Origin of the sequence: Tabrizicola fusiformis, from assembly GCF_013328815.1 — a bacterium.
Lineage (GTDB): Bacteria > Pseudomonadota > Alphaproteobacteria > Rhodobacterales > Rhodobacteraceae > Fuscibacter.
This window is the reverse complement of record NZ_JABUHN010000002.1, coordinates 265,176-291,802: the sequence shown is the minus strand read 5'-3', so window position 1 is coordinate 291,802 and position 26,627 is coordinate 265,176. Positions and strand designations below refer to the sequence as shown.

Here is a 26,627-nt window from a genome sequence, read left to right as displayed (position 1 = left end):
GCATGACACGCGCCGACGACGCAGAGCAGACCCTCGCCACGGGGCTGGCGGGCTATCGCCCGCTGGCCACGGTGCCGGATGAGCTGGTCGATGGTGCGGGCGTTGTGCGCCCGGTCTGGCGCGGGTTCCTGTCGCATTTCCTTGGCCTGCCCGAGGAAGAGCGGGCGCGGCGGCTGGCGCGCGGCGACCAGTATCTGATGGATTCCGGCGTCTTCTATCGCCAATACGGCACCGGCCAGTCGGTTGAGCGGCCCTGGCCTCTGGCCCATGTGCCTGTGCTGATCGACGAGGCGGACTGGGCCGGGCTGACCGCCGCCCTGACCCAGCGTGCCGACCTTCTCGAAGCGGTGATGGCCGATCTTTACGGCGCCAACCGGCTGGTGGCCTCGGGGATGCTGCCGGCGCAACTGGTGGCGGGCAATCCCGAATGGCTGCGCCCGCTGGTGGGGGTGCGCCCGCGCGATGGCCATTACCTGCATTTCGTCGCCTTTGAAATCGGGCGCGGCCCGGATGGCAAGTGGTGGGTGCTGGCCGACCGCACGCAGGCCCCTTCGGGCGCGGGCTATGCGCTGGAAAACCGCGTCGCCACCTCACGCGCCTTTTCCGAGGTCTATGCCGGGATGAACGTCCACCGGCTGGCCGGTTTCTTCCGCGATTTCCGCGACCGCCTCTTGGCGCTGCGCGACGACCGCGAGGCGCGGGTGGCCATCCTGACACCCGGGCCCCTGAACGAAACCTATTACGAACACGCCTGGATCGCCCGCTATCTGGGCTTCACCCTGGTTCAGGGTGAGGATCTGACGGTCGAGAAAGGCCACCTGCTGGTCCGCACCGTGTCGGGGCTGCGGCCGGTGGATGTGCTGTGGCGGCGGCTGGACGGCGATTTCGCCGACCCGCTGGAACTGAACCCGCAAAGCCGGATCGGCACGCCCGGCCTTGTCTCGGCGCTGCGGGCGCAGGGGGTCACGCTGGTCAATGCGCTGGGGTCCGGGGTGCTGGAAACGCGGGCGCTGATGGCCTTTCTGCCGAAACTGGCGCCGCATCTGCTGCATGAACCGCTGAAGATACCCAACATCGCCACATGGTGGTGCGGCGGCGCGCCCGAACGGGCCGAGGTTCTGGCCGCCCAAGGCCGCATGGTGATGAGCCGGGCGCTCGCCACCGGATCGCCCTTTGACGGCACCTCGGACGCTTTCCCGGCTGCCCGCCTGTCGCGCGCCGAACTCGCCGCCCGGCTTGAAGCCGAGGGGGCGGCGCTGGTCGCGCAAGAGGCGGTCACCCTTTCCACCACCCCCGCGCTGGTAGACGGGCGGCTGCAACCGCGTCCGCTGTCGCTGCGGGTGTTTCTGGCGCGCACCGAAACCGGCTGGCAGGTGATGCCCGGCGGCTTTGCCCGCATTGGCGCCTCGCCCGACCCCAAGGCGCTGGCGATGCAGCACGGCGGCTCGGCGGCGGATGTCTGGATCGTCTCGCCGCGGCCGGTGGCCAGCGATACCATGGTGCCCGCCAGCCCCGGCCCCTACCGGCGCACGACGCCCGGCGCCCTGCCCTCGCGCGCCGCCGACAACCTGTTCTGGCTGGGCCGCTATGTCGAACGGACCGAGGGCATCATGCGCCTGCTGCGCGCCCGCAACGTGCGGCTGGCCGAAGCCGGAGAGGCGGCAGCGCCGCTGATCGCCGCGCTTGACCCCCTTTTGGAAAGCCTTAGTGCCGAGCCGGAGGGCGGGGTTCCGCCCGGGCTTCTGGCCACGCTGGCCGCCGCGATTGCCAGCGCCGGGCAGGTGCGCGACCGTTTCTCGCCCGATGCATGGTCGGCGCTGATCGACCTTGAAAAGACCGCGCGGCGGATGGCCGCCACGGTGACACCGGGCGACGATGCCGCCCGCGCTCTTTCGGCCCTTCTGCGCAAGCTGACGGGGTTTTCGGGGCTGGTGCATGAAAACATGTATCGCTTTCTGGGCTGGCGCTTCCTGACCATCGGGCGCCACCATGAACGCGCCATGGGCATGGCCGCCACACTGGCCACGCTGGCCGATCCCGATGCGCCGCAGGGTGCGCTCGACCTTGCGGTCGAGGTGGGCGACAGCGTGATGTCGCACCGCCGCCGCTTCAGCCTGTCCACCAGCCGCGCCACGGTGATCGACCTTCTGGCGCTGGACGAGATGAACCCCCGCGCCATCCGCTATCAGCTTGACGGTCTGGCCGAGCAGATCCGCTTTCTGCCGGGCGAGGATGACCCGGGCCGGATGTCGGAGCTTGGCCGCGCCATGCTGCGGCTGCACACCGATCTGGTGACCGACCGTCCCGAAGACCTGACGACCGAGGCGCTGTGGGAATTGCGGGGGCGGATCGCCGGGCTGTCCGACCATCTGACAGAGGCTTTCCTGCGCTGATGCTCTACCGGATCCGCCTGTGTATCGACTACCGTTTCGCCCGCCCCACCGGCGCGGGGCGCCAGCAGTTCCGCGTCCTGCCCGCCGCCCTGCCGGGGGTGCAGACCGTGGCCGCCGAAACGGTGACCATCACGCCGGAACCCGTTGAAATGCTGGATTATACCGATTTCTTCGGAACACGGGTGATCGAGGCGGTCATGCCCCCCGGCCTGACCGCCGTCGCGGTCGAAATGCAGGCCGAGGTGATCCGCCATGCCACCGCCGCCGAGTTCGACATTTCCGCGAGCCTTGCCGATCTGACCGGGGAAATCGCCCTGATCCGCGATGTCGGACGTTCGGCGCCGCATCATTTCCTGCCGCCCTCGCCCCGATTGCCGCGCATCGCGGCCATCACCGAATTTGCCACCGGGGTGATCGACCCTGCGGGCACCACCCGGCAGGCGGTGCAGGCGCTGGGAGAGGCGCTGCACGCCGCGATGACCTTTGACGCCGAGGCGACCGAGGTGGACACCCCCGTCGAGGCGGCCTTTGCCGGGCGCCACGGCGTCTGTCAGGATTTTGCCCAGATCATGATTGCGGGGCTGCGCGCCCATGGCATTCCCGCCGCCTATGTGGCGGGTTATCTGCGCACCCATCCGCCGCCGGGCAAGCCCCGGCTGGAAGGGGCGGATGCGATGCACGCCTGGGTGCGGGCTTGGTGCGGCGCCGAAACCGGCTGGATCGACTATGACCCGACCAATGCCTGTTTCGTGGCCGAGGACCATATCGTCGTCGGCCATGGCCGCGATTATGGCGACGTGGCGCCGGTGATCGGGATGCTCCGTCTGGACGGCGCGCAGGAAGGCAGCCATTCCGTGGACATCCGCCCGGAGGCCGAGGACGAAGCCACCGAATGAGCCGCCCCTTGCCCGCGTCGGATGCCTCCGGCGGGAGTATTTCGAAAGGTGCAAATGCCGGGCTGCGGGCCTTTGTCGGGCGGCGGCGCAATGCGGCCCGCTCGGTGCTTGCCGCAGCGGGGCGGCTCGTCTAATCAGGGGGGAACGAGAGGGTTTCATGCGCATTTTGATCACAAATGACGACGGCATCAACGCTCCGGGGCTTGAGGTGCTGCACGAGATTGCCACCGCGCTTGCCGGGCCCGAGGGCGAGGTCTGGACCGTGGCCCCCGCCTTTGAACAATCGGGCGTCGGCCATTGCATCAGCTACACCCACCCCACGATGATCGCCCAGCTTGGGCCGCGCCGCTTTGCCGCCGAGGGCAGCCCGGCCGATTGCGTGCTGGCGGGCATCCATGACGTGCTGGAGGGGGCAAAGCCCGATCTGGTGCTGTCGGGGGTGAACCGGGGCAACAACTCGGGCGAGAATGTGCTGTATTCCGGCACGATCGGTGGCGCGATGGAGGCGGCATTGCAGGGCATTCCCGCGATTGCCCTGTCGCAGTTCATGGGGCGCGAAACCGATGGGCTGGATGACCCGTTCGAGGCGGCCCGGGTGCATGGCCCGGCCCTTCTGCGCCGCCTGCTGGACAAGGGGCGCTGGGACGAAGGCGATTACCGGCTGTTTTACAACGTGAATTTCCCGCCGACCGCCGCAGCGGGCGTCAAGGGCACCAAGGTCGCGGCCCAAGGCTTCCGCCGCTACACCTCCTTCTCGGTCGAGGCGCAATTGTCGCCCACCGGGCGGCGGTTCCTCTGGATCAAGGGCGGCCCGCAGCACGGGGCCACCCTGCCCGGCACCGATGTGACGGCCAATGTCGAGGGCTATATCTCGGTCACCCCGCTGCGCGCGGACCTGACGGCGCATGATGTGCTGGCCGACCTTGAGGCGCGGCTGGCATGAGCGAGGACGGCCTGCCCGACGATGCGACGGCGGCCGAACGGAAGATGCGGTTTCTCTTTGCGCTACGGTCCCGTGGGGTAACCGATGGCCGGGTTCTGACCGCGATGGAGCGGGTGGATCGCGGCCAGTTCGTGCGTGGCCTGTTCGCCGAGCGCGCCTATGAGGACATGCCCCTGCCCATCGCCTGCGGCCAGACCATCAGCCAACCCTCGGTGGTGGGGTTGATGACGCAGGCGCTGAACGTGCAGCCGCGCGATACCGTGCTGGAGGTGGGCACCGGATCGGGCTATCAGGCGGCCATCCTCAGCCTTCTGGCGCGGCGGGTCTATACCGTGGACCGGCACCGGCGGCTGGTGAAAGAGGCGGGCGACCTTTTCCGCAGCATGGGACTGGTGAATATCGTCGCCATGACGGCAGATGGCAGTTTCGGCCTGCCCGATCAGGCGCCGTTTGATCGCATCCTCGTGACTGCGGCGGCCGAAGACCCGCCCGGGCCGCTCTTGGCGCAGCTCAAGATCGGCGGTATCATGGTGCTGCCGGTGGGGCAGTCGGATGCGGTGCAAAGCCTGATCAAGGTGACGCGCCTGACCACCGGCTATGAGTATGAAGAGCTGCGCCCGGTGCGTTTCGTGCCGCTGGTCGAAGGCTTGGGCAACGAGTGAAGACGTGATGTGACCCGGGCCAACCGGGCACGATGGAGTGAGGGGCGAGCATGAACCTGTCGCGTGGACCTGTAACCGGCCTGACGGCCATGCTGCTGTTGTCGGCCTGTGTCGGCGGCGGGGGCGGGCTTGACTGGGATCTGCGCGGCGGAGCGGGGTTCGACACCTCGGATGCGGCGCGCGCCGCGACCAATCCGCGCCCCAATGCCGACAGCCGCGGGGTGATTTCCTATCCCGGCTATCAGGTGGCGGTGGCGCGGCGCGGCGATACCGTGGCCACGGTCGCGGGCCGCATCGGCATGGATGCCGCCGAACTGGCCCGCTACAACGCGCTGCGCCCGAGCGACGCCCTGCGCGACGGTGAGGTTCTGGCCCTGCCGGGCCGGGTGGCGGGCGGGGCCGCCCCTGCTGCGCCGGGCGGTGCCGTCACCGGCGGGGTGATCGGTTCGGGCACGCCGCCCTCCGCCTCGGGCGGGGCGATTGATGTCACCACCATCGCGGGCAATGCGATTGACCGGGCCGGATCGACTACGCCCGCCCCTGCCGCGCCCAAGGCGCCTGCGGGTGGCGAACCGGTGCGCCACAAGGTGCAGCGCGGCGAAACCGCCTATACCATCGCCCGGGCCTACAACGTCTCGGCCAAGGCGCTGGCCGACTGGAACGGGCTGGGCAGCGACCTTGCCGTGCGCGAGGGGCAGTTCCTGATCATCCCGACCGCCGCTTCGGCGCCGATTGCGCCGCAGGATGTGGCGACGGTCCCGGGTCAGGGCAGCCCGACGCCCACCCCGCCCTCGGCCAAGAAACCGCTGCCGGATGAAAAGACCGCCCCTGCCGCCGAAAAGGCCAAGGAAACCCCTGCCTCGCCCGACATGGGCAGCCAGCGGACCGGCGCGACGGCGACCAAGCTGGTGATGCCGGTCGCGGGCAAGATCATCCGCACCTATCAGAAGAAGAAGAACGACGGGATCGACATTTCCGCCGCCGCCGGAACCGCGGTGAAGGCCGCCGATGCCGGCACCGTGGCAGCGGTGACCAAGGACACCACCGGCACGCCCATCGTGGTGATCCGCCATGCGGGCGATCTCTTGACGGTCTATGCCGGGGTCGATCAGCTCAAGGTAGCCAAGGGCGACAAGGTGGCCCGCGGCCAGGCGATTGCGGTGGTCCGCTCGGGCAACCCGGCCTTCCTGCATTTCGAGGTGCGGCGCGGCGTGGACAGCGTCGATCCGATGCCCTATCTGCAATAACACCAGCGGCAGGGCGGGCCAAAATCCTTCCAAGGATTTTGCAAATTTCTTCGAAGAAATTTGGCGCCCGGCCCCGGCGGATCAGACCGCGCCGCGCGCCAGCGCGTCGCGCACATGTTCGACCCCTTGGGCGATATCGTTGCGGATGGCCATGGCCAGCGCCCCGGCATCGCCGGCGCGCATCGCCGCCAGCGCCTCGACATGGCCATCGGGCAGCCCTTCGATCCCCGACAGGCTGCTGACCACCCGCAGCGAGGGCCCGAAGCGCAGCCAGAGCGAGCGGGCCATATCCAGCAACACCCCCGCCCCCGACGCCTCATAGAGCGCGAAGTGGAAGGCGTGATTGCTTTCCAGGTAGGCCGGAACATCGCCCGCGCGCAGCGCCTCGTTCACCCGTTCGTCCAGCGCGGCCAGCGTCTCGATCAGCGCCGGGGTCAGTTGGGCGGCGGCAAGCTCGGCCAGACGCGGTTCGATCGTCAGTCGGGCGAAGGCCACCTGCTCCAGAATGGCCGGGGTCAGGCGCGGCACCGTCACCCGGCGGTTGCCCTGTGGCTCCAGCGCGCCCTCGGCGGTCAGGCGGCGCAGCGCCTCGCGCACCGGGGTCATGCCGGCGTCCAGATCGCCGACCAGCCCCTGAATCGTCACCGGCTGGCCGGGTTCGAGATGGCCATACAGCACCATGTCGCGCAGCCGCGCATAGGTCAGCTCATGGCTTGGTATCTTGCGGTCTTCTGCGGTCATCGGGGTTCGCTCGGCCAAACTCGGAGGTAGAGTTATGCCGGGCTGTGGCCCACATGCAAGCCCGCCTTGCCCAAGGGCTGCGGGGAATAGGAAAAGCGTGTGAAATCCGCCGTCCAGCCCTGCCCGGTCAGGTCATGCGCCACCATGCCAAGGAAGGCGCCGGTAAAGCTGGCATGTTCGCCCCGCCCGCCTTCATCGGAAATCACGCTGGCATCCAGAACCGGGCCAAGCGGCTGCCAATTGGCCCCGGGCTGCGCCCAGTCGAATTGCGCGGCGGCACCGTCGATGGTCAGGCCCAGCCGCAGCGGTCCGCCGGGCACCGGGACAGGCGGCGACAGAACCAGCGCCTCGGTCGGGTCGCCGGGGCAGGAGACCACCCGCAGACACCGGCCAAGGCCCGGTTCCTGCGTCAGCAGGGCTGCGTGGAACTTGTGGCGGTTGTAATAGTGGATCAGCCCTGCCGCGCGCTGCCAGTTCGGCGGATCGGCCAGAAGCTCGGTTTCGACACGGCAGGCCGGGTCTTCCTGCCGCCGCGCCACCAGCGATTGCTCAAACCACGCGCCGAGGCTTTCGCGCCCGGTCAGGCGCAGGGCACGGCCGGTCAGCGTGAAGAGCCGTTCGGGTTGCGGGCTGCGCAGCCACTGGAAATCCTGCGGCAGGTCAGGGCCGTCAAAGACGTAGCCGACCGGCCCGCGCGGTGCCCTCTCGGGCAAGGCCAGATCAACCGGCGGCACCTGCCCGCCGCCTTTCAGCCAAAGCCAGCCGTCGCGCCATTCCACCTCGGCCAGCCCGGTTTCCCGGCCCATGGCGCAGAAGGGCCCGCGCGGCCCCAGTTGCGGGCGGCCGCAGAGGAAGCTGTGCCAGTGTCGCTCGTCATGGCCCTCGACATATTGTCCGTGCCCGACGCGCTGCAACGGGCTGCCCGGGGCGAAACGGGCGGTCAGCAGGTGCTGTGCCGGGTGGTCTTCATAGGGGCCGCGGATGTCGCGGGCGCGGGCCATGCTGACGGCATGGTCATATCCGGTGCCGCCCTCGGCCATGGTCAGATAATACCAGCCATCGCGGCGGAAGAGATGCGGCGCCTCGCTCATCCCCAGCGGGGTGCCGGTGTGGATCGTCACCGGATCTCCGATCAGCCCCCGCCCCGGCTGCCATTCCTGCAGCTCGATCCCGTCAAAACTGTCATGCGCAGGGTTCAGGCCCGATCCCGGCCCGCGATGGTTCCAGCGCATGTTCAGGAAATATTTGCGCCCGTCGTCATCGTGAAACAGCGAAGGGTCAAAGCCGGAGGAGGTGACATATTCTGGCTCGGACCAGTCGCCGTCGATGGTCGGACAGGTCACGACATAATTGTGGGCATCCTTGAAGGCGCCGTCGAACCGCTTCACATCGGTATAGACCAGCCAGAAGAGCCCGTCGGCATGGCTGAGGCAGGGCGCCCAGACGCCGCAACTGTCGGGATTGCCGCGCATGTCCAACTGGCTGGCCCGCCGCAGCGGACGGGCCACCAGCCGCCAGTTCGCCAGATCGCGCGAGTGGAAAATCTGCACCCCCGGAAACCATTCAAAGGTCGAGGTGGCGAGGAAGTAATCCTCGCCCACCCGGCAAAAGCTGGGATCGGGGTTGAAGCCGCGCAGCGCGGGATTTTGCATCATGCCCCCATCACGCAAGCAAGGCACGCGCCTCCTGCGGTCCCAGCGCCGCGGGCCGGGTGCAGGTGGTGCCCAGCGTGATGAAGCCGCCCGTCTCACCCGATTTCAGGCAGGCCGTCATCACCTCGACCCCATGCAGGGTCCGCGCCAGCGAGCAGCGGGCATCGCGGCCCTCGCGCAGCGCCGCCACCATATCGGCCAGCCCGGCGGTGCGGTAATTCGCCCGCCCGCCCTCGAAATTCGTCACACCGAACGGATGCTCCCAAGGCGCGACTTCCGACGCCTCGCCATCGCGGCCCGCAATCTCCACTGTGCCGCCGAAGAAGTTCGGATCGGGCAGGTAAAGCGTGCCCTCGGTGCCATAAAGCTCCATGTGGCTGCGGCGGTGGTGCCAGACATCCCAGCTTGCCGAGAGGTTGACCGTGGCGCCGTTGTGGAACTCCAGAAGGGCGTGAATGTTGGTCGGGGTCTTGACCGGAATCTTCTCCCCCGCCCGGGGCTGCGAGGAAATCGTCCGCTCGGTCTCCGCCATCGAGGTCAGCGCGCCGACCCGTTTGACCGGGCCGATCAGATTGATCAGATTGGCAATGTAATAGGGCCCCATGTCCAGGATCGGCCCGCCGCCGGGCAGGAAGAAGAAATCCGGGTTCGGGTGCCAATGCTCCATGCCGTGGCCCATCACGGCCGCCCCGCCTGCGGTGATCCGGCCCAGCCGCCCTTCGTCGATCAGAGCGCGGGCCTGCTGATGTGCGCCGCCAAGGAAGGTATCGGGCGCACAGCCCACCGACAGCCCCCGCGCCGCCGCAAGATCGCGCAGCTCCAGCCCCTCATCCAGCGTCAGGACCAGCGGTTTTTCCGAATAGGCATGTTTGCCCGCCTCAAGAATGGCCCGCGTCACCGCGAAATGCGCCCCGGGAATGGTCAGGTTGATCACCACCTCCACCTCCGGGTTGGCCAGAAGGTCTTCGACCGACTGCGCCCGCACGCCGAATTCTGCCCCCCGCGCCTGAGCCGCGGCCAGGTTCATGTCGGCGACCGCCCGCACCTCCACGCCCTTGAACAGCGGGGCCAGCCGCAGATAGGCGGTCGAGATATTGCCGCAGCCGATGATGCCGATGCCGGTTTTCGCCATGATCAGAAGCCTTTCGCAGCGGTCAGCGCCCGGGTCGCAAAGCGGCGGTGGTCCGAGGGGTTGTCATGTTCCATGATGAAATACGTCACGCCATTCGCCCGCAGCGCCGGCAGGATTGCGGGCCAGTTCACCACGCCATGACCGACATCGGCCCAGCCGCCCTCATCTTCGGCCTCGCCCGCCGGGGCGATGTCCTTGACATGGGCGATGGTGATGCGGCCCTTTTCGGCCGCGATCCAGTGCAGCGGGTCATGCCCGCCGCGCACCACCCAGGCCACGTCGATCTCCCATTCCAGATCGGGGCCGCCTTCGAACAGCGCGGTGATCGGCAGGCTGCCATCGGCGAAGGGAAAGAACTCAAAATCATGGTTGTGCCAGCCAAAGCCGAAACCCGCCGCCCGGATCGGCGCCCCGGCCTTTTGCAGCCGCGCCCCCAGCGCCCGCCAGCCCGCGGCATCGGTGGGCCGGTGGTCGGGATGCAGCCACGGCACGATCACCTTCGCCATCCCCAGCGTCCGGGCAACCTCGATCACCCAATCGGGGGTGTCCTCAACCTGTTCGATGCTGAAATGCCCGGTCTTCACCGCCAGCCCCGCGGCCTTGACCCCCGATGCCAGCGCCTCAAGCCCGGCGCGGTCGGCGTAAAGCCCGCCGAAGGGTTCGACCCCATCGTAGCCCGCCTCGGCCAGCATGGCCAGAGTATCGCCCAGCGGCGGGAAGTTGCGGGAGGAATAAAGCTGATAGCTGAACATCGGGTATCCTTTCAGGCGGTGCCACAGGTGGCGGAGTAAAGATCGCGCAGCGTGAATTGCGGCGCAGGTCCGGGGGTTTCGGGGGTGAAGGTGAGCGTGGCGGCATGGCCGGGAAACAGCGTCATCGCATTCGCGCTGAACCGTCCGGGCCGGTCGGCCTCGACCGCGACGAAGAGGGCAAGGGCCGTGGCGCTGATCGTCAGGCTCCAGCCGTTGGGCGCCTCTGCCACCGTCAGGGCAAGGCCCGGCGACTGCAGGTCATAGCTTTTGTAGGGTCGGGGCGCATGAAGATCGCCGCCCAGCCGGGTGCCCTGCCCGTCCAGCCAGACATGGGCCAGCATCTCTTGCGGCGCCAGCGCATCGGCGGCAATGGTCAGCACCGGCACCGCGGCATCGGGGCCGACGGTGACCGTGGCCTGCGACAGGGGCCGGGTGCGGCCATCCATCGCCACGGCGACCGCCGCCACGGTCAGATCAACCGCCTCGGGCCGGTCATTCACCGCCCGCAGTTCCAGCCCTTCGGCAACGGGCACCACGCTCACCAAAACCGGCGCATAGAAGGCGCGGGCCATGTGATGCAACAGTTTCCAGCCGCCGCCATGGTCAAGGCTGGACCACGAACAGACCGGCCATGTGTCATTCAACTGCCAATAGAGCGTGCCCATGCAATGCGGCTTGAGACTGCGCCAATGGGTCACCGCGGTCTTGATCGCCAGCCCCTGCTGCACCTGGCTCAGATAGACGAAATTCGCAAACCCCACCGGAAAGCGGAAATAGCGAAACATCGTCTCGGCAATCCGGGCATTGCCGCCGGTGTTCTTCTGATGGCTTTCCATCACCGGGCTGGCGATGTTGAAATCGTCCGGCGCGGCGAAACGGCGGATCACCTCAAGCGAGGGATAGGACTGAAAGCCGAACTCGGAACAGAAGCGCGGGCTGACATCGCGGTAATGGTCAAAGTCGCGGCCCTCATGCCAGACCGACCAGAAATGCATGTCACCCGAACTGTCATCATGCCAGGCATCGCCAAAGGCCATCGGCCCCGGGCTGGGCGATGAGGGCCACCAGTTGGGCGCAGGCAGGGTCGCGTGCAGCGCCGCCTCGATGGTGCGGTTCAGCCGATCATAGCTGACGAGATAGCGGTCGCGGTCGCGGCGGCTTTCCTCGAACCAGCCCAATGCGCCGATCAGCTCGTTATCGCCACACCAGAGCGCAAGGCAGGCGTGGTGGTTCAGCCGTGCCACCACATCGCGCACCTCGGCATCCACCTCGGCCAGAAATTCGGGGGTTGAGGGGTAGAGATGGCAGGCGAACATGAAGTCCTGCCAGACCATCAGCCCCATCTCGTCGCAGAGATCATAGAACCAGTCCGGCTCATACCGCCCGCCGCCCCAGACCCGGATCATGTTCATATGGGCGTCCACCGCCGATTGCAGCAGATCGCGGGTCGCGTCGCGGCTTATACGACCGTGCAAGGCATCGGCGGGGATCCAGTTGGCGCCCTTGGCAAAGACATCGCGGCCATTGACACGGAAACCGAAGCTGCGGCCCGCGGCGTCGGGCTGGCTGATCAGTTTCAGATCGCGCAGGCCGATGCGGCGGGTCTCGGTCACCTCGCCCATGGTCAGGGTCAGGTCATGCAGCACCTGCGCGCCTTGCCCGGCAGGCCACCAGAGTTCGGGGTTCGGAATGGCCAGTTCCAGCCGCGCGACACCGGCGACAATCTTTGCATATTTTGTTATACCGCAAATGTTTGCCGAAATCTCTTCACCTTCCGCATGAAGCAGAAGACTGACCCGCGCCAGCCCCGGAACATGGCTCTGCGTCACGATCACGTCGCGGATGCGCGCCGCCTTCGGTTCAAGCCGGATACCGCCCCAGACCCCGAAAGGCGCCAGCGCAATATTCCAGTCCCAGCCGAAATCACATTGCGGTTTGCGCAGCATATTGCCGTTGGGAATGGGGCAATTCGGCTGATGATAAGGCACCGGAAAGGGCAAACCGGCCTGCGTCGCCGCTGCCGCCTGCGGGGCGGCATGGAAGGTCAGGGCAATCTCGTTCCGCCCCGCCTTCAGAACGCCCGACACATCCACCCGCCAGCGGCGATGGGCATTCGCAGCGCGCAACACCTCGGCGCCGTTCAGGGTGACGGTGGCCAGCGTATCCAGCCCTTCAAGGCACAGCTCCGCCGCGCCGCCATCATGTGAGAAGTCGCGCGTAACCGTCCATTCTCGCTCACAAATCCAGCGCAACCCATATTCGTTGCGACCGTGATAGGGGTCGGGGATCACCCCCGCCTGATGCAGGGCGCTGATGCCGTCGCCCGGCAGCCGCATCGCAACGCGATACTGCCCGCTTTCATCGGAAAGCGTCCAAACTCCGCCCAGATCCTGCATGGTTCAGACCCGCGCCTCCGTCTCGCTGTCAAAGACCGAGGCGTGGCGGATATCGACCCGCAGATGCACCGCCTGCCCCGGCTGCGGGCGCTGCTCCACCGGAACCCGCACCGACATCGCCAGATCGCCCGCCCGCAGCCAGACCAGCGAATCCGCGCCCATCGGCTCGTCGATTTCCACCGTGGCGGGGATGGTCCGGCCCGGCTCGGGCTGCGTCTGGATCAGAAGATGTTCGGGCCGCAGGCCAAGAATGGCCTTGGACCGGGTGCCGACCGCCCCCCCCTCATAGCCTTCAAGGTCAATCCGCGTGCCGGCAAAGTCAAAACTCCGCCCGCCGTCCAGCGTCTGGCCCGGCAGGAAGTTCATCGAGGGGCTGCCGATGAACCCCGCCACGAACAGGTTCGCCGGCCGGTTGTAGATTTCCTGCGGCGCAGCAAGCTGCTGGATCACCCCGCCCTTCATCACCGCAATGCGGTCGGCCAGGGTCAGCGCCTCGATCTGGTCATGGGTGACATAGACCATGGTGTTTTTCAGGCGCGAATGCAGACGCTTGATTTCCACCCGCAATTCGCTGCGCAGCTTCGCGTCGAGGTTCGACAGCGGCTCGTCAAACAGGAAGACATCGACATCGCGCACCAGCGCCCGGCCGATCGCCACGCGCTGCCGCTGCCCGCCCGACAGCGCCCCCGGCTTGCGGTCGAGCAAGGGCCCGATTTGCAGGATTTCCGAGGCGCGGGCGACACGCTTGTCAATCTCGCCCTTGGGCATCCGGGCATTGCGCAGGCCAAAGGACAGGTTTCCGCGCACCGTCATCTGCGGGTAAAGCGCATAGGACTGGAACACCATGCCGATGCCCCGTTCGTTCGGTTCGGCCCAAGTGACATTCTTGCCCTTGATCCAGATTTCGCCGTCCGACGGCTCCAGCAGGCCCGCAAGGCAGTTCAGGAGCGTGGACTTGCCGCAGCCCGATGGCCCCAGCAGCACGATGAATTCTCCCTCGGTCACGTCGAGGTTCATGGTTTTCAGAACGGAAACCGCCCCGAAGTTCAGCGTCAAATCCTTGACCTGGATCGAATATGTCATGCGTCAGCCTTTCACGGCACCGGCGGCGATGCCGCGGACGAAGAGTTTGCCGGAGATGAAATAGATGGTCAGCGGCACCAGCCCGGTGAGGATCGTGGCGGCCATGTTCAGGTTGTATTCCTTGACCCCCTGCGTGGCGTTGACGATGTTGTTGAGCTGCACCGTCATCGGCCAGTTCTTGGTGCCGGCGAAGACCACGCCAAAGAGGAAGTCGTTCCAGATGCCGGTGACCTGCAGGATCACCGCCACGACAAAGATCGGCGTGGACATCGGCACCAACACCTTGAAGAAGATGCCCCAGAACCCCGCGCCATCAACGCGGGCGGCCTTGAACAGCTCTTCCGGCAGGCTGGCAAAGTAGTTGCGGAAGAGAAGCGTCAGGATCGGCATTCCGAAGATGGTATGCACAAGGATCACCGCCGACAGCGTGCCATAGATCCCCAGCTCGCGGCAGATCATCACCAGCGGGAAAAGCATCACCTGATAGGGGATGAACGAGCCGAAGATCAGGATGGTGAAGTAGGTCTCGGAGCCTTTGAACTTCCAGAAGGACAGCGCATAGCCCGAGACCGAGGCGATGATGATCGAGATCACCACCGAGGGCACCGTGATCTGCACCGAGTTCCAGAAGCCGACCTTCAGCCCCTCGCATTGCAGGCCGGTGCAGGCGGTGTTCCATGCCTTGCCCCAAGCTTCGAACGTCACTTCCATCGGCGGCGAAAAGATATTGCCCAGCCGGATTTCCGGCATCCCCTTGAGCGAGGTCATAACCATGACCCAAAGCGGCATGATGTAGTAAAGCGCCGCCACGATCAGCACGCCATAGATCATCAGCCGGGTCGGGTTCAGGATGCGGCGGGGGCGCGGGCCGCGCGGGTTTTGCGCCGTTTTCAATTGCACGGTCATCTCAGCGCCCCTTCTTCCGGCCGAATTCCAGATAGGCCCAGGGAACCACGATGATCAGCACCGACAGCAGCATCATGGTCGAACCGGCCAATGCCTGCCCGAGATTGGCCCGGGCAAAGAGGTGGTCGAAAACATATTTGGCCGGCACGTCCGAGGCAAAGCCGGGGCCGCCATCGGTCAGTGCCACGACCAGATCGTAAAGCCGCACGATGCCCGAAGCGACGATCACCAGCGCGGTGACCATGACCCCCCGCATCATCGGCACGATGATCATGAGGTAGGTCTTCCAGGCCGGGATGCCATCCACCCGCGCGGCCTTCCAGATATCCTCGTCGATGCCGCGCAGACCCGCCAGCATCAACACCATGACAAAGCCGGTGCCCTGCCAGATGCCCGCGATCAGCAGGGCATAGATCACCGTCTTGGGGCTGGCGATCAGGTTGAAGGTGAAACTGTCCCAGCCAAGGCTGCGCACGGCAGACTGCAACCCAAGGCCCGGATCAAGGATCCATTGCCAGACAACGCCGGTCACGATGAACGACAGGGCAAAGGGGTAAAGGTAGATGGTGCGGAACGTGTCCTCCCACCGGATTTTCTGGTCCAGAAACGCGGCCAGCACGAAGCCCACCACGAAAGAAATGATCAGCGCCAGAATGCCGTAGATCAGCAGGTTGCCGACCGCCTGATCCCAGCGCGAGGTGGAAAACAGCCGGTCATATTGCTTGAAGCCGACGAAATCGTTCACCGGCAACGACCGCGAGGCGGTGAAGGAATAGACCACCGTCCAGAGCGAGCAGCCGACAAAGACCACCAGCGCCGTGACCACCATCGGCAGGGTGGCGACCTTGGCCGTCAGGTTGCGAAAGAGCGGATTGGGTTTTCCCGCGTGGGCCATGCTGCCTCCCGGTGCAGATGAAGCGTCGGGCGCCTTGGTGGGCGCCCGACAGGATCAGGTCAAACGGGATCAGTCGGCCGAGGCCACGATCTCGACATAGCGGGCCTGCGCATCGGCCACGCTCATGTCGGGCGAGTTGAAGAACTCGACCCAGAGGTCTTCAAACTGGCCTTGCGTATCCGGCGTCCACGCCTGTTCGCCCGAGGGCAGCACGTTGTCGGGGTTGTTCAGAATCTCGATCCCCTTCTGCATACAGGCGTTGGCCGCGCTCATGTCGATGTCGGCGCGGATCGGCAGCGAGCCTTTCTTGAGGTTGAAATCCACCTGAACCTTGGGCGAGACCAGCAGCGAGGCCATCTGCATCTGCGCCGCGACGATCTCGGGATTGTCGCCGACGGGCTTGGGGAAATAGAAGGCATCGCCGCCGGTATCCAGCACAGGATGCACGCCAAGGCCCGGCAGGCAGTCATATTCCTTGCCAGCGGTCTGCCCCGCGACCGAGAATTCGCCCTGTGCCCAGTCGCCCATGATCTGCGCGCCCGCCTTGCCGGTGATCACCATATTGGTGGCATCGTTCCAGGCCCGGCCGACATAGCCGTCATCCACCAGCCCGCGCGCCTGTGCCATGGCGTCGAACACCTTGGTCATTTCGGGCGAGGCGGCAGCCTCGGCGGATTTGTCGATGTTGATCGCTTTATACAGGTCAAGCCCGCCCAGCGCGACGGTGAAGACCCCGGCCATGCCGTTGATCTGCCAGTTCTCGCCACCCACGGCCAGCGGGGTGACACCCTTTTCCTTCAGCGCGGGCGCCGAGGCGATGAATTCTTCCCAATTGGTCGGCACGGCCAGACCGTTGCTTTCATAGACGCCGCGGTTCAGCCACATCCACTGGAACGAATGGATATTGACCGGCACGCAGTAGATCTTGCCGTCATAGGTGCAGGCGTCCAGCAGTTTGGCCGGGCGGATGATGTCCTTCCAGCCTTCCTTTTCGGCCAGCTCGGTCAGATCGGTCATCAGACCGGCCTTCACCAGATCTTCGGCGTCGCGCCCGGTGTTGAGCTGGGTCGCCTCCATCGGGTCGCCGCCCGAGATCCGGCTGATGATGATTGACCGCGCATTGTCCCCCCCGGCAATGGCGCCATCGACCCATGTCAGCCCGGCGGCATTGACCGCATCGGCAAAGACCTTGACCGCAGCCGCCTCGCCGCCCGAGGTCCACCAATGGGTGACCTCAAGATCGGTGGCCAAGGCGCCCTGCGGCAATGCCACCGAAGCCAGAAGCCCAGCGGCCAGTTTCCAGTTCTTCATTGTCGTCCTCCCGGTTTCTATAACGTTATAGTCCGTAGCTATAACGTTATAGTTTCACCGATCAAGCAATCTTTTCGCTTGTGGTCCGGTAATTTTCGGGCCTTCATTACAAGTCTGAATCGGCGTTGGCTGCCCTGCTGCCATGCCCCGCCTCCCGTGCTATAGCCTTGGGATTACGGGGTTTGACGGACGGTCACGGCGGCTTGGCGCGCCGCAGGGACAAGGCGAATCGCCCTGTTCGGGGGCACATAATGGTAACTGCCGCGGGACGGTTTCCCGCAGGAGATGGGGCATGACAGAATCACCGGCAGGCCCGACCCCGAGCATCCTTGCCGAGGCAGGCGCCCATGAACGCCCGACGCTGAAGACCATCGCCGGCGCGACGGGCCTTGCCATCGCCACCGTCAGCCGCGCCCTGAAAGATGCCCCCGACATCGGCGAGGAAACCAAGAAGCGGGTGCGCGAAACCGCGCTGCGGCTGGGTTACCGGCCCAACCGCGCCGGCGTGCGCCTGCGCACCGGCAAGACCAATGTGATCGCGCTGATCCTGTCCACCGAAGCCGACATCATGAACCACACCTCGCGGCTGATCTATTCGATCGCCAATGCGCTGCGCGGCACGGCCTATCATCTGGTGGTGATGCCCTATTTCCCCGATCAAGACCCGATGGAGCCGGTCCGCTATGTGGTCGAGACCGAAAGTGCCGATGCCATCATCCTGAACCAGACCCGGCCCGACGATCCGCGCGTGGCCTATATGGCGCAGCACGGCTTTCCCTTTGCCACCCATGGCCGCACGGCGATGGGGCTGGACCATCCCTATTTCGATTTCGACAACGAGGCGTTTGCCCGGGTTGCGGTGCGCGCGCTGGCACAGCGGGGGCGGCAGCGGCTGTATCTGATCCCGCCGCCCCGGGCGCAGAACTATGGCCTGCATATGCGCAACGGCTTTCTCGATGCCTGTGCGCAACATGGTGTGATCGGCGAAATCGCCGAAATCTTCGATTCCGACAGCGGCGCCGATGCGGTCGAAGCCGCCTGCAACGCCCGCTTTTCGCAACTGCCGGCGCCGGACGGGATGGTCTCGGCTTCAACCACGGCCGCAATGGCGGCGGTCGCGGGGGCAGAGGCGGCGGGCTATGATATCGGCGCCGATTTCGATCTGGTGGCCAAGGAGGCGATCCGCTTTCTCAAGCGGTTCCGCAAGGAAATCATCGTGATCCACGAGGATGTCAGCCGCGCCGGCGATTTTCTGGCCCATGCGGTGATGGCCGCGATTGAGCGGCGACCGCCCGCCGACCGGGGGCAAGGTCTGGAAGTGCCGCAGGATGTTGACGCCCTACGCTAACGCCGGGTGACCCGCAGGCGGATGCCGTCGCGCGCCCGCACCGTCAGATGCGCCACCGGAACCGGGTCTTCGCCCGCCCGTTCAAAGCGGAAGGCGGCAGCAAGTTGCGCCAGCAAGAGCGGCCCCTCGACCATGGCGAACCCCGCCCCGGTGCAGACCCGTGGCCCTGCCGAAAAGGGGATGAAGGCATCGCGGGCGCAGGCACGGTTTTCCTCGGTCTGCCAGCGGTCGGGGTCGAAATCATCCGGCCTGTCCCAAATGCGTTCATGTCGGTGCAGATGCCAAGGCGACAGCACGATCTGCGCCCCGGGGGCGACGGGGCGGTCGCGCATCCCCTCGGGGCAGGTGTTTTCGCGCACCATCATCGGCACAGGCGGATAAAGCCGCAGCACCTCGCGGAAGACATCGCGGGTGTATTTCAGGCGGCTAATGGCGGAAAATTCGGGGCTTTCGCCCAAGGTCGCCCCTTCGGCCGCAACCCGCTCCTGCACCTGCGGATGCAGCGCCAACAGATACAGCGCCCATGCAAGGGCCGAGGCGCTGGTTTCATGCCCGGCAAGGAAAAAGATCGCCACCTGATCGCCCATTTCGGCCGTGGTGAACCGCTCTCCCGATAAGGGATCGGGCGTGGTCATGATCTTGGTGGCCAGATCGTCGGGGGCCGTTCCCGCCGCAATCTCGGCCGCCCGCGCCTCGCACAGCCGGGTGATCAGCGCGCGGATCGCGGCAGCCGCGCGTTTGGTGGCCCGCCGGTGAAAGCGTGGAACCCAGCGCGGCAGCGGCAGGAAGGCGGCAAGGTTGAGGATCGGCTGGCTGCGCTGATAGGCGCGGAATTCGTGAAAGACCGCCGTGGCCAGTTCATGCTCGATCGGAATCGAAAACAGGGTGCGGAAGATCACATCCGCCGCGGCATGGCTCATCTCTTCTTCGACCTCGACCACACCTTCGGGCAGCCGGGCCACCGCGCCCTGCCCCGCCGCGACCATCGCCGGGAAGGTGTCACGCAACCGCCCCCCCTCAAACGCCGGGTCGATGATGCGGCGCTGCCGCTTCCAGACCGCGCCATTGGTCACGAAAACCGAATTGCCCAAGAGCGGCGCCAGACCCTCACGGATGCGGTTGGATTTCGGGAAATCGTCGGACCGCTCGACCAGAACCCGGGCGACCAGCGCTGGATCGTTGCACAGATAGCTGCGGAAGAACGGCGTGCGGAACTCGGCCATCCATGCGCGGTAAAGCCGGGCGGGCTGCGCCGAAAGGATATCCTGCCGGAACAGCCGCAGATGGCGCCATAGCGAGACGCGATCGGGGCGGGGTTCGGGTTTCGGCGGTCTCATCCGGTGGTTCTATACCCCGAAAGCGGGGTTTCGATCCGGCTTTTCGACGCTGCCCTGCCAGCATAGCGCGCGGCCAGCGTCTGCGGCCCGGCGGTGAGGCGGAAGTAATCGTAATCCCCCGGGCGGTCGAAGGCGCAAAGATACTGGAAATGCAGCCGGAAAAACCGCCAGCGCAATTCTTTCCACCGGGCGGGGCTGAGTGTCTGGGTAAACGCCGCCGAAATCACCAGCGGCCAACGCTTGCCCTCGGGCGCCACGCCGGTCACCGCCACCGGGTCGCAAAGCGCAAAGGCGCAGCCGTCGCCGGGGGCGGTCACATCCACCCATGTCAGCTCATCACGCGCCGAAAGATAGGCCAGATCACCCCGCAGCCGCCGCGCCTTGGGCAGGAAGGACACCATCGGCACCACCTGCCCCAGCGTCAGAAAGCCCAGCGCCGGGCGCCGTTCGGGCAGGCCAGCGCGGATCAGGTCGGCCAGAATCGACACCCCCAGATGCGCGCCCGAGGAATGACCGACCACCAGAACCTCATCGACATCCTCGGCCAGCGCCACCGCGATCTGCTGACGAAAGGCGACCATCCGCGCCTCAAGCTCGGGCGGGTTGGCGCCGCCGTCTTGCGCCGAATAGGCGTAGTCATGCATCAGATACCAGGCAAAGACCTTGTTGTCCCAGCGACGAAAGCCACGCAGCACCAGCCAGACCAGCGCCGGCCCCACCGCCCAGCCCGCCAGAGGATGGATCAGCCCCGCCAGCCGCCCGATGCCCCACCCCGCCAGAAGCGCCACGGCAAGCTGCGCCAGAAGAAAGACGATGGGGTAAAGCGCCGCGATCATCGGCCCCTTGCGCAGCCGCATCAGCCGGAACAGCGCGCCCGACCCGATATAGGCCCAGGCGGTGCGGACCAGTTGCAGATAGGTGGCGGCAATCCCCGCCGACATCGAGCCTTTGACGATATCGGCCCAGACCAGCACCTCAACCTCGGCTTCGGCGCGGGCGCCGTCCATGGTAGCGGTGGCGCTCCAGCCATAGGGGCCGCTGCCCCGGCGCGGGCGCAAGCCCAGTTCATAGCCGGAAACCTGCGCCTGCGCCTGCCCCTCCTTGCGGTAAAGCTCGCGGTAGCGGCGGGGGTGGAACGGATCATAGCCCGGAATATAGAACACCCGCCGCCGGAAGACGCGGGTTTCCGCCAAGCGCGCGCTGTCTGCCTGTGGTCTGTCCATCCTCATCCGGTCTTCCCTTCCGGCGCCACTCTGGCGGCAGAATGGGGCGAATCTTGGTCAGGCTAGCCCAGTTCGGCTAAGCTCGGGAAGGTATCCAGCAGCCAGAAGGAAAAGGCCGAAAAGCCCCCCGTCAGCATCAGCAGGCCAATGGTCCACAACAGCAGCCCCATGATCCGTTCGATCCTTTGGGCGTGACGCTTGAGGAAAGTCACCAAAGGCGAGAGCCGCGCGAAGAAGGCCGCGACCAACAAGAAGGGCAGGCCCAGCCCGGCGGCGTAGACGGCCAAAAGCGCCATGCCGCGGCCCACGCTGCCCTCTTGCGCCGCCAGCGACAGGATGGCGCCCAGTTGCGGCCCGATGCAGGGGGTCCAGCCAAAGGCGAAGGCCAGCCCCAGCACATAGGCGCCAAAGGCCGAGCCGCCCTGTTGGCCCGCATCCATCCGCATTTCGCGGTCCAGAAGCGGAATGCGGATCACCCCCAGGAAATGCGCCCCGAAGACCATGACGACGATCCCGGCAGCAGTCGAGAACAGATCGGCATTGCCAAGGAAGAACGCGCCAAAGGCCGAGGCGGCAGCCCCGAGGAGCAGAAAGACCGTCGAAAGCCCCAGAACAAAGAACAGCGCCGCCAGCAGGGGCGACCGGCCCTGTTTCATCTCGCCCACCGAAATGCCCGACATATAGGCCAGATAGGGCGGCACGATGGGCAGCACGCAGGGGCTGAGAAACGATAGCACACCCGCAAGGGCGGCCACCGTCATGGCCGGGATCAGCGCCGCGTCGAAAAGGTCGATGCCGAACATGGGGGCTCCTTTGATCAAGGGTGTAGCGCGGGCGGCACGCGGCGTCACCCCCTTGGCACCCCTCTGGCCTGCGGCGGGCGGTCACGCCTGCGTGGGGTGCATTGGGGGCTGGCGCAGGAGCCTCCGGCGGGGATATTTGGGCCAAGATGAAAGGCCAGAATGAAAGAGCCGGCCATGGAATGGGATGAAGAGCTGGATTGCGAGGGGCTGCTTTGCCCGCTGCCCGTGCTGCGGGCGCGCAAGCGGCTGATGGCGATGGCGCCGGGTGCGGTGCTGCGGGTGCGGGCGACTGACGGCATGGCGGCAGTGGACCTGCCGCATTTCTGCGCCGAAGCGGGGCATGACTTTCTGGAGGGGCGGCAGGAGGGGGGCCTTGGGCTCTATCTGATCCGGCGCGGCGGCTGAAAGACGAAGGGCGGCAGGATCACCTGCCGCCCTCTCTTGTGATCAGCGCGACCACCAGCCCTTGCGCCGGGGCTTGTCGCCCGCAGGTTCGGGCGCCGCCGCCTCTTGCGGATCGGGAACCGGACCTTCGGCGGCCACGGTGGCCAGACCGGGATCGGGTTGCAGCGCCGGAAGTTCTGCAGCCGGCTCCGCAACCGGCGCGGCGGCTTCGGCCGGGGTTTCGGCTGCGGCTTCCGGTGCGGCCTTGGGGGCCGCCGGTTTGCGGCTGCGGGTGGTTTTCGGCTTGACTGCCGCATCGGCAGCTTCGACGGGCGCCTCGACCGGGGCGGCCTTGGGCTTGGCCGGAGCGCGGCTGCGGGTGGTCTTCGGCGCGGCCGGTTCCGCCTCGGCAGCAGCCACCTTGGGGGCAGCGGCGCGGCGGGTGCGGGTCACGGTGCGCTTGGGTGCGGTTTCAGCCCCTTCGGCCACGGCTTCGGCAGCAGGAGCAGCCACGTCAGCGACGACAACTTCAGCAACCGGCGCAGCCACGGCTTCGGCTTCGGCAACAACCGCAACCTCGGCCACGACCTCAACCACCTCGACGACAGCTTCGGCGGCATCGCCATCTTCGCCGTCATCCTCTTCGCCGTCGTCATCGCCTTCGCTGCCCGCGGCATCCGTCTGCCCCGGAGCGCCCGGTTTCCGCCGACGACGCCGACGGCGGCGCTTCTTGGTGCCGCCAGCGGCCGCTTCGGCAGCGGCCGGAGCTTCGGCGGTTTCAACCGCCTCGTCCTCGGCCTCTTCGGCGATCTCTTCTTCGACCAGATCGTCGGCTTCATCCTCTTCGGCCACCGGCGCGCCCATCAGGCTGGCATTGCCGGAAATCACCGCGCCCGGTTCGGGCACGACGCGGGTGGCGGTCTTGAACTTTTCAATCGCATAATCGGGGCTGATCAGCGAGGGATCGGCCTCGATCCGTACCGACATGCCATAGCGGGCCTCGATCAGCGCGATATGCTCGCGCTTGTTGTTGATCAGGAAGTTCACGATGCCGACCGGCGCCTTGAGCAGCACTTCCTTCGACCGTTTGCGCGTGCCCTCTTCTTCCAGCGCGCGCAGCACCTGCAACGCCATGCTGTCGTCCGAGCGGATCAGCCCGGTGCCATGGCAATGCGGGCAAGGCTGGGTGGTGCTTTCCAGCATCCCCGGGCGCAGGCGCTGGCGGCTCATCTCCATCAGGCCAAAGCCCGAGATGCGGCCAACCTGAATCCGCGCGCGGTCGGTCTTCAGCTTGTCCTTGAGGCGCTTTTCGACGGCGGCGTTGTTGCGCCGCTCTTCCATGTCGATGAAGTCGATCACGATCAGACCGGCCAGATCGCGCAGGCGCAACTGGCGGGCGACCTCTTCGGCGGCTTCAAGGTTGGTCTTGAGCGCGGTTTCCTCGATCGACCCCTCTTTCGTGGCGCGCCCCGAGTTCACGTCGATGGCAACCAAAGCCTCGGTGATGCCGATGACGATGTAACCGCCGGATTTCAGTTGCACCACCGGGTTGAACATGCCGCCCAGATAGCTTTCCACCTGATAGCGGGCGAAAAGCGGCATCTGTTCGTCATAGCGTTTCACATCGCGGGCATTGGCCGGCAGGATCATCCGCATGAAGTCCTTGGCGGTGCGGTAACCCGCCTCGCCCTCGACCAGCACTTCCTCGATCTCTTTCGAGTAAAGGTCGCGGATCGTGCGCTTGATCAGGTTGCCTTCCTCATAGATCTGGGCCGGCGCGATGGAGCGCAGGGTCAGCTCGCGGATCTCTTCCCAGAGCCGCATGAGATATTCGCAGTCTCGCTTGATCTCGGGCTTGGTGCGCTTGGCGCCAGCGGTGCGGATGATCAGACCGGCGCCATCGGGCACCTCGATCTCTTGCGCGATTTCCTTCAGCTTCTTGCGGTCCACCGCATTGGTGATCTTGCGGCTGATGCCGCCGCCGCGTGCCGTGTTGGGCATCAGCACGCAATACCGACCGGCCAGCGACAGATAGGTGGTCAGTGCGGCGCCCTTGTTGCCCCGCTCTTCCTTGACCACCTGCACCAGCATGATCTGGCGGACCTTGATCACTTCCTGAATCTTGTAGCGGCGCGGACGCGGCTTGCGCGGGGCGCTGATTTCTTCGGCCACATCCTCTTCGGCGATCGATTCGATCTCGTCATCGGTGTCGGATGCATGGTCGATCGAGCGATAGGGCGCCTCGCCGTCTTCGGCATCGACCGAAGCGACGTGGTGGGTATGGGCATGATCGGCGGGGGCCGCCGCCTCGACCAGCGCATCGGCGCCGGTTTCCTCGCCCAGATCGACCACATCCATGCCGCCGATGCTGACCTCATCGCCGGTTGCGGCGGTTTCGGCCTTGGGCGCGGGGCGGGGCGGACGGGCGCGCTGGCGGCGGTTGTCCTCTTCCTCTTGCGCGCGATTGTAGGCGCGCTCTTCTTCCAGCAGGGCTTTGCGGTCGGCCACGGGGATCTGGTAATAATCCGGGTGGATTTCGGCAAAGGCCAAGAAGCCATGGCGGTTTCCGCCATAATCCACAAAGGCCGCCTGCAACGAGGGTTCGACCCGCGTCACCTTGGCCAGATAGATGTTTCCGGCAAGCTGGCGCTTGTTTACGGTTTCAAAGTCGAATTCTTCAACCTTGTTTCCGTCCACCACGACCACCCGAGTTTCCTCGGAATGGGTGGCGTCGATGAGCATTTTGCGTGACATGTATTTCTCTTGCGCCCGGTCGATGCCCCCGGGCCGGACCCAGGTCCGGCGTCAAGGGCAATCGGGTTGAGGCGTCTTGTTCGGGCTAGGGCGCGCATGGCTTGCGGGCGGGCTGTGCCCTGTGGGCACCCCTCGCCTGTCAGCCTGTTGAACGCACGCTCCATTGCGGGTCTCACCAGAGCGGCTTGCGCCGCCCACCTGAAAAAGCCCGTTTCGTCAATGACTTGCGGGCAAGCTAGCAGCCCGTTGCCGGGCCGATCCGACCCCTTCTTTTCGGTGCGGGTAACGCGCCAGAGCGGAAGGGGAGAATTCCGTGACGTGTCCATGACACGCGCAAGACGACCCTATGGGCAAAAACCGGCGAATGACAATGGGGATTCGTCGGGGCAGCCCCGCGGTAGGGTGCGTGCTTGCACGCACCGCCCGCCAAGGCGCCCAGTCAGACGTAATCCTGCCGCTGCAACCCGTATTTCGCCATCTTCTCGTTCAGCGTCCGGCGCGGCAGGCACAATTCGTCCATGACGGCGGTGATGCTGCCCTTGTGGCGGCGCATGGTATTGTCGATCAGCATCTTCTCGAAGCTTTCGACATATTCCTTGAGCGGCTTGCCCTCGGTCGTCATCGCGGGCCCCGAGTTTTCGTTGTCGGCCATCAGAAGCGAGGCGATCGAGCCCGAGCCGCGCCGGTTCTGCAACACCGCCCGCTCGGCGATATTCACCAACTGGCGCACATTGCCCGGCCAGGGCGCCTGCAAGAGTTGCGCGGCCTCCTGCGCCGTCACCTGCGGCGCGTCGCAGCCATATTCCTCGGAAAACTGCTCCGAAGCGCGGGCGAACAGCGTCAGGATATCCTCGCCCCGCGCCCGCAGCGGCGGGCAGATGATGGTCATGGCGCCCAGCCGATAGAACAGGTCGGGCCGCAGCGCATCTTCCAGCGTGCGGTCGGGGGCGTGTTCGTTGCAGATGGCGATGATCCGGGTTTCCGGTGGGGTGCCCTGTTCGTTGATCAGCGTCAAGAGCCGCGCCTGCAACGGGTGCGACAGGCTTTCGATGTCTTCCAGACACAGGGTTCCCCCCCGCGCCTCTTCGATCAGCGGCAGGTTGCCGTCCTCGGACGGGCCAAAGAGCTTGGCCGCAAGCTGATCCTCGCCCCATGCCGCGCAGGACACCGTGACGAATTTCTTCGAGGCCCGCGGCCCCACTGCGTGCAGCGCATGGGCCACCAGCGTCTTGCCGGTTCCCGTCTCGCCGTCGATCAGGACGTGGCTGTCCGCCTGCCCCAGATCAAGGATATCCTCGCGCAGCCGCTCCATCGCCGGGGAACCGCCGATCAGCTTTTTCATCAGGACCGAACCATCGGCCAGTTCCCGGCGCAGCGCCCGGTTGTCCAGCGTCAGCCGCCGCGCCTGCGTGGCGCGCTTGGCCAGTTCGGTCATCCGGTCGGGGTTGAAGGGCTTTTCAAGGAAATCATAGGCGCCGATCCGCATCGCCTCGACGGCCATCGGCACGTCGCCGTGCCCGGTGATCAGGATCACCGGCAGGCCGGAATCCATCCCCATCAGCCGCTTCAGGAAAGCCATGCCATCCATTCCCGGCATCTTGATGTCGCTGACCACCACGCCGGGCCATTCCGGGCCGATCACCTTCAGCGCCTCTTCGGCGCTGGAATAGGTTTCGGTGTCAAAGCCCGACAGCGCCAGCCACTGGCTGATCGAGGCCCGCATGTCGGCCTCGTCATCCACGATCGCCACTTTCATCGCTCGTGCCATG

General features: G+C 66.1%; 21 protein-coding genes. 7 read left to right on the top strand and 14 right to left on the bottom strand.

The annotated features are described in order from the left end of the window. Positions 1–2 precede the first annotated feature (2 nt). From HS053_RS03990 to HS053_RS03970, 5 genes are all read left to right on the top strand, one after another. Positions 3–2,393: a circularly permuted type 2 ATP-grasp protein gene (locus tag HS053_RS03990; protein ID WP_174209912.1), complete on the top strand. Its 2,391-nt coding sequence runs from the start codon at positions 3–5 to the stop codon at positions 2,391–2,393. Then, positions 2,393–3,289 carry a transglutaminase family protein gene (locus HS053_RS03985; RefSeq protein ID WP_174209911.1) on the top strand — a complete coding sequence of 299 codons (897 nt, stop codon included), beginning with the start codon at positions 2,393–2,395 and terminating at the stop codon, positions 3,287–3,289. The genes HS053_RS03990 and HS053_RS03985 overlap by 1 nt, the downstream gene beginning before the upstream one ends. A gap of 157 nt (positions 3,290–3,446) precedes the next feature. Then, on the top strand, positions 3,447–4,232 hold the full coding sequence (gene surE, locus HS053_RS03980; RefSeq protein WP_174209910.1) for a 5'/3'-nucleotidase SurE: 786 nt from the start codon (positions 3,447–3,449) through the stop codon (positions 4,230–4,232). Continuing rightward, complete coding sequence (locus HS053_RS03975; protein WP_174209909.1) at positions 4,229–4,894, top strand: protein-L-isoaspartate(D-aspartate) O-methyltransferase; 666 nt, start codon at positions 4,229–4,231, stop codon at positions 4,892–4,894. The genes surE and HS053_RS03975 overlap by 4 nt, the downstream gene beginning before the upstream one ends. Before the next feature lie 50 nt (positions 4,895–4,944). Beyond that, a complete protein-coding gene (locus tag HS053_RS03970) occupies positions 4,945–6,141 on the top strand; it encodes a peptidoglycan DD-metalloendopeptidase family protein (RefSeq protein ID WP_174209908.1) in 1,197 nt (398 codons plus the stop codon). Positions 6,142–6,222: 81 nt separating this feature from the next. Here HS053_RS03970 and HS053_RS03965 read toward each other — a convergent pair whose 3' ends face one another. From HS053_RS03965 to HS053_RS03925, 9 genes are all read right to left on the bottom strand, one after another. After that, positions 6,223–6,882 carry a GntR family transcriptional regulator gene (locus tag HS053_RS03965; RefSeq protein ID WP_174209907.1) on the bottom strand — a complete coding sequence of 220 codons (660 nt, stop codon included), beginning with the start codon at positions 6,880–6,882 and terminating at the stop codon, positions 6,223–6,225. Between the two features lie 32 nt (positions 6,883–6,914). Next, on the bottom strand, positions 6,915–8,537 hold the full coding sequence (locus HS053_RS03960; RefSeq protein ID WP_174209906.1) for a glycoside hydrolase family 43 protein: 1,623 nt from the start codon (positions 8,535–8,537) through the stop codon (positions 6,915–6,917). Between the two features lie 7 nt (positions 8,538–8,544). After that, positions 8,545–9,666: a Gfo/Idh/MocA family protein gene (locus HS053_RS03955; RefSeq protein ID WP_194245493.1), complete on the bottom strand. Its 1,122-nt coding sequence runs from the start codon at positions 9,664–9,666 to the stop codon at positions 8,545–8,547. Between the two features lie 2 nt (positions 9,667–9,668). After that, positions 9,669–10,418 (bottom strand): sugar phosphate isomerase/epimerase family protein, encoded by a 750-nt coding sequence (locus HS053_RS03950; protein WP_174209905.1) that lies wholly within the window; start codon positions 10,416–10,418, stop codon positions 9,669–9,671. Positions 10,419–10,429: 11 nt separating this feature from the next. Beyond that, positions 10,430–12,814: a beta-mannosidase gene (locus tag HS053_RS03945; RefSeq protein ID WP_174209904.1), complete on the bottom strand. Its 2,385-nt coding sequence runs from the start codon at positions 12,812–12,814 to the stop codon at positions 10,430–10,432. 3 nt (positions 12,815–12,817) lie between these two features. Next, positions 12,818–13,897 carry an ABC transporter ATP-binding protein gene (locus tag HS053_RS03940; protein WP_174209903.1) on the bottom strand — a complete coding sequence of 360 codons (1,080 nt, stop codon included), beginning with the start codon at positions 13,895–13,897 and terminating at the stop codon, positions 12,818–12,820. A 3-nt stretch (positions 13,898–13,900) separates the two neighbouring features. After that, entirely contained in the window at positions 13,901–14,803 is a 903-nt protein-coding gene (locus HS053_RS03935; RefSeq protein WP_174209902.1) for a carbohydrate ABC transporter permease, read from the bottom strand. 1 nt (position 14,804) lies between these two features. Continuing rightward, positions 14,805–15,698 (bottom strand): carbohydrate ABC transporter permease, encoded by an 894-nt coding sequence (locus tag HS053_RS03930; protein WP_174209901.1) that lies wholly within the window; start codon positions 15,696–15,698, stop codon positions 14,805–14,807. 69 nt (positions 15,699–15,767) lie between these two features. Continuing rightward, positions 15,768–17,009 carry an ABC transporter substrate-binding protein gene (locus HS053_RS03925; RefSeq protein WP_174209900.1) on the bottom strand — a complete coding sequence of 414 codons (1,242 nt, stop codon included), beginning with the start codon at positions 17,007–17,009 and terminating at the stop codon, positions 15,768–15,770. Between the two features lie 292 nt (positions 17,010–17,301). On the opposite strand from HS053_RS03925, the gene HS053_RS03920 reads away from it, so the two are divergent. After that, on the top strand, positions 17,302–18,357 hold the full coding sequence (locus tag HS053_RS03920) for a LacI family transcriptional regulator (protein ID WP_174209899.1): 1,056 nt from the start codon (positions 17,302–17,304) through the stop codon (positions 18,355–18,357). Here HS053_RS03920 and HS053_RS03915 read toward each other — a convergent pair. The 3 genes from HS053_RS03915 to HS053_RS03905 all read right to left on the bottom strand — a co-directional run bounded on the left by HS053_RS03915 (position 18,354) and on the right by HS053_RS03905 (position 21,720). Then, positions 18,354–19,694: a cytochrome P450 gene (locus HS053_RS03915; protein WP_174209898.1), complete on the bottom strand. Its 1,341-nt coding sequence runs from the start codon at positions 19,692–19,694 to the stop codon at positions 18,354–18,356. The genes HS053_RS03920 and HS053_RS03915 overlap by 4 nt on opposite strands. Further along, a complete protein-coding gene (locus HS053_RS03910) occupies positions 19,691–20,917 on the bottom strand; it encodes a hypothetical protein (RefSeq protein WP_174209897.1) in 1,227 nt (408 codons plus the stop codon). The genes HS053_RS03915 and HS053_RS03910 overlap by 4 nt, the downstream gene beginning before the upstream one ends. A gap of 62 nt (positions 20,918–20,979) precedes the next feature. Further along, positions 20,980–21,720: a cytochrome c biogenesis CcdA family protein gene (locus tag HS053_RS03905; protein WP_174209896.1), complete on the bottom strand. Its 741-nt coding sequence runs from the start codon at positions 21,718–21,720 to the stop codon at positions 20,980–20,982. Between the two features lie 174 nt (positions 21,721–21,894). On the opposite strand from HS053_RS03905, the gene HS053_RS03900 reads away from it, so the two are divergent. Then, entirely contained in the window at positions 21,895–22,125 is a 231-nt protein-coding gene (locus tag HS053_RS03900) for a sulfurtransferase TusA family protein (RefSeq protein ID WP_174210082.1), read from the top strand. Positions 22,126–22,167: 42 nt separating this feature from the next. Here HS053_RS03900 and HS053_RS03895 read toward each other — a convergent pair whose 3' ends face one another. Both HS053_RS03895 and HS053_RS03890 read right to left on the bottom strand, forming a co-directional pair. Continuing rightward, a complete protein-coding gene (locus HS053_RS03895) occupies positions 22,168–24,858 on the bottom strand; it encodes an Rne/Rng family ribonuclease (RefSeq protein WP_174209895.1) in 2,691 nt (896 codons plus the stop codon). A gap of 439 nt (positions 24,859–25,297) precedes the next feature. Next, positions 25,298–26,626 (bottom strand): sigma-54-dependent transcriptional regulator, encoded by a 1,329-nt coding sequence (locus tag HS053_RS03890; RefSeq protein WP_174209894.1) that lies wholly within the window; start codon positions 26,624–26,626, stop codon positions 25,298–25,300. Position 26,627 lies beyond the last annotated feature (1 nt).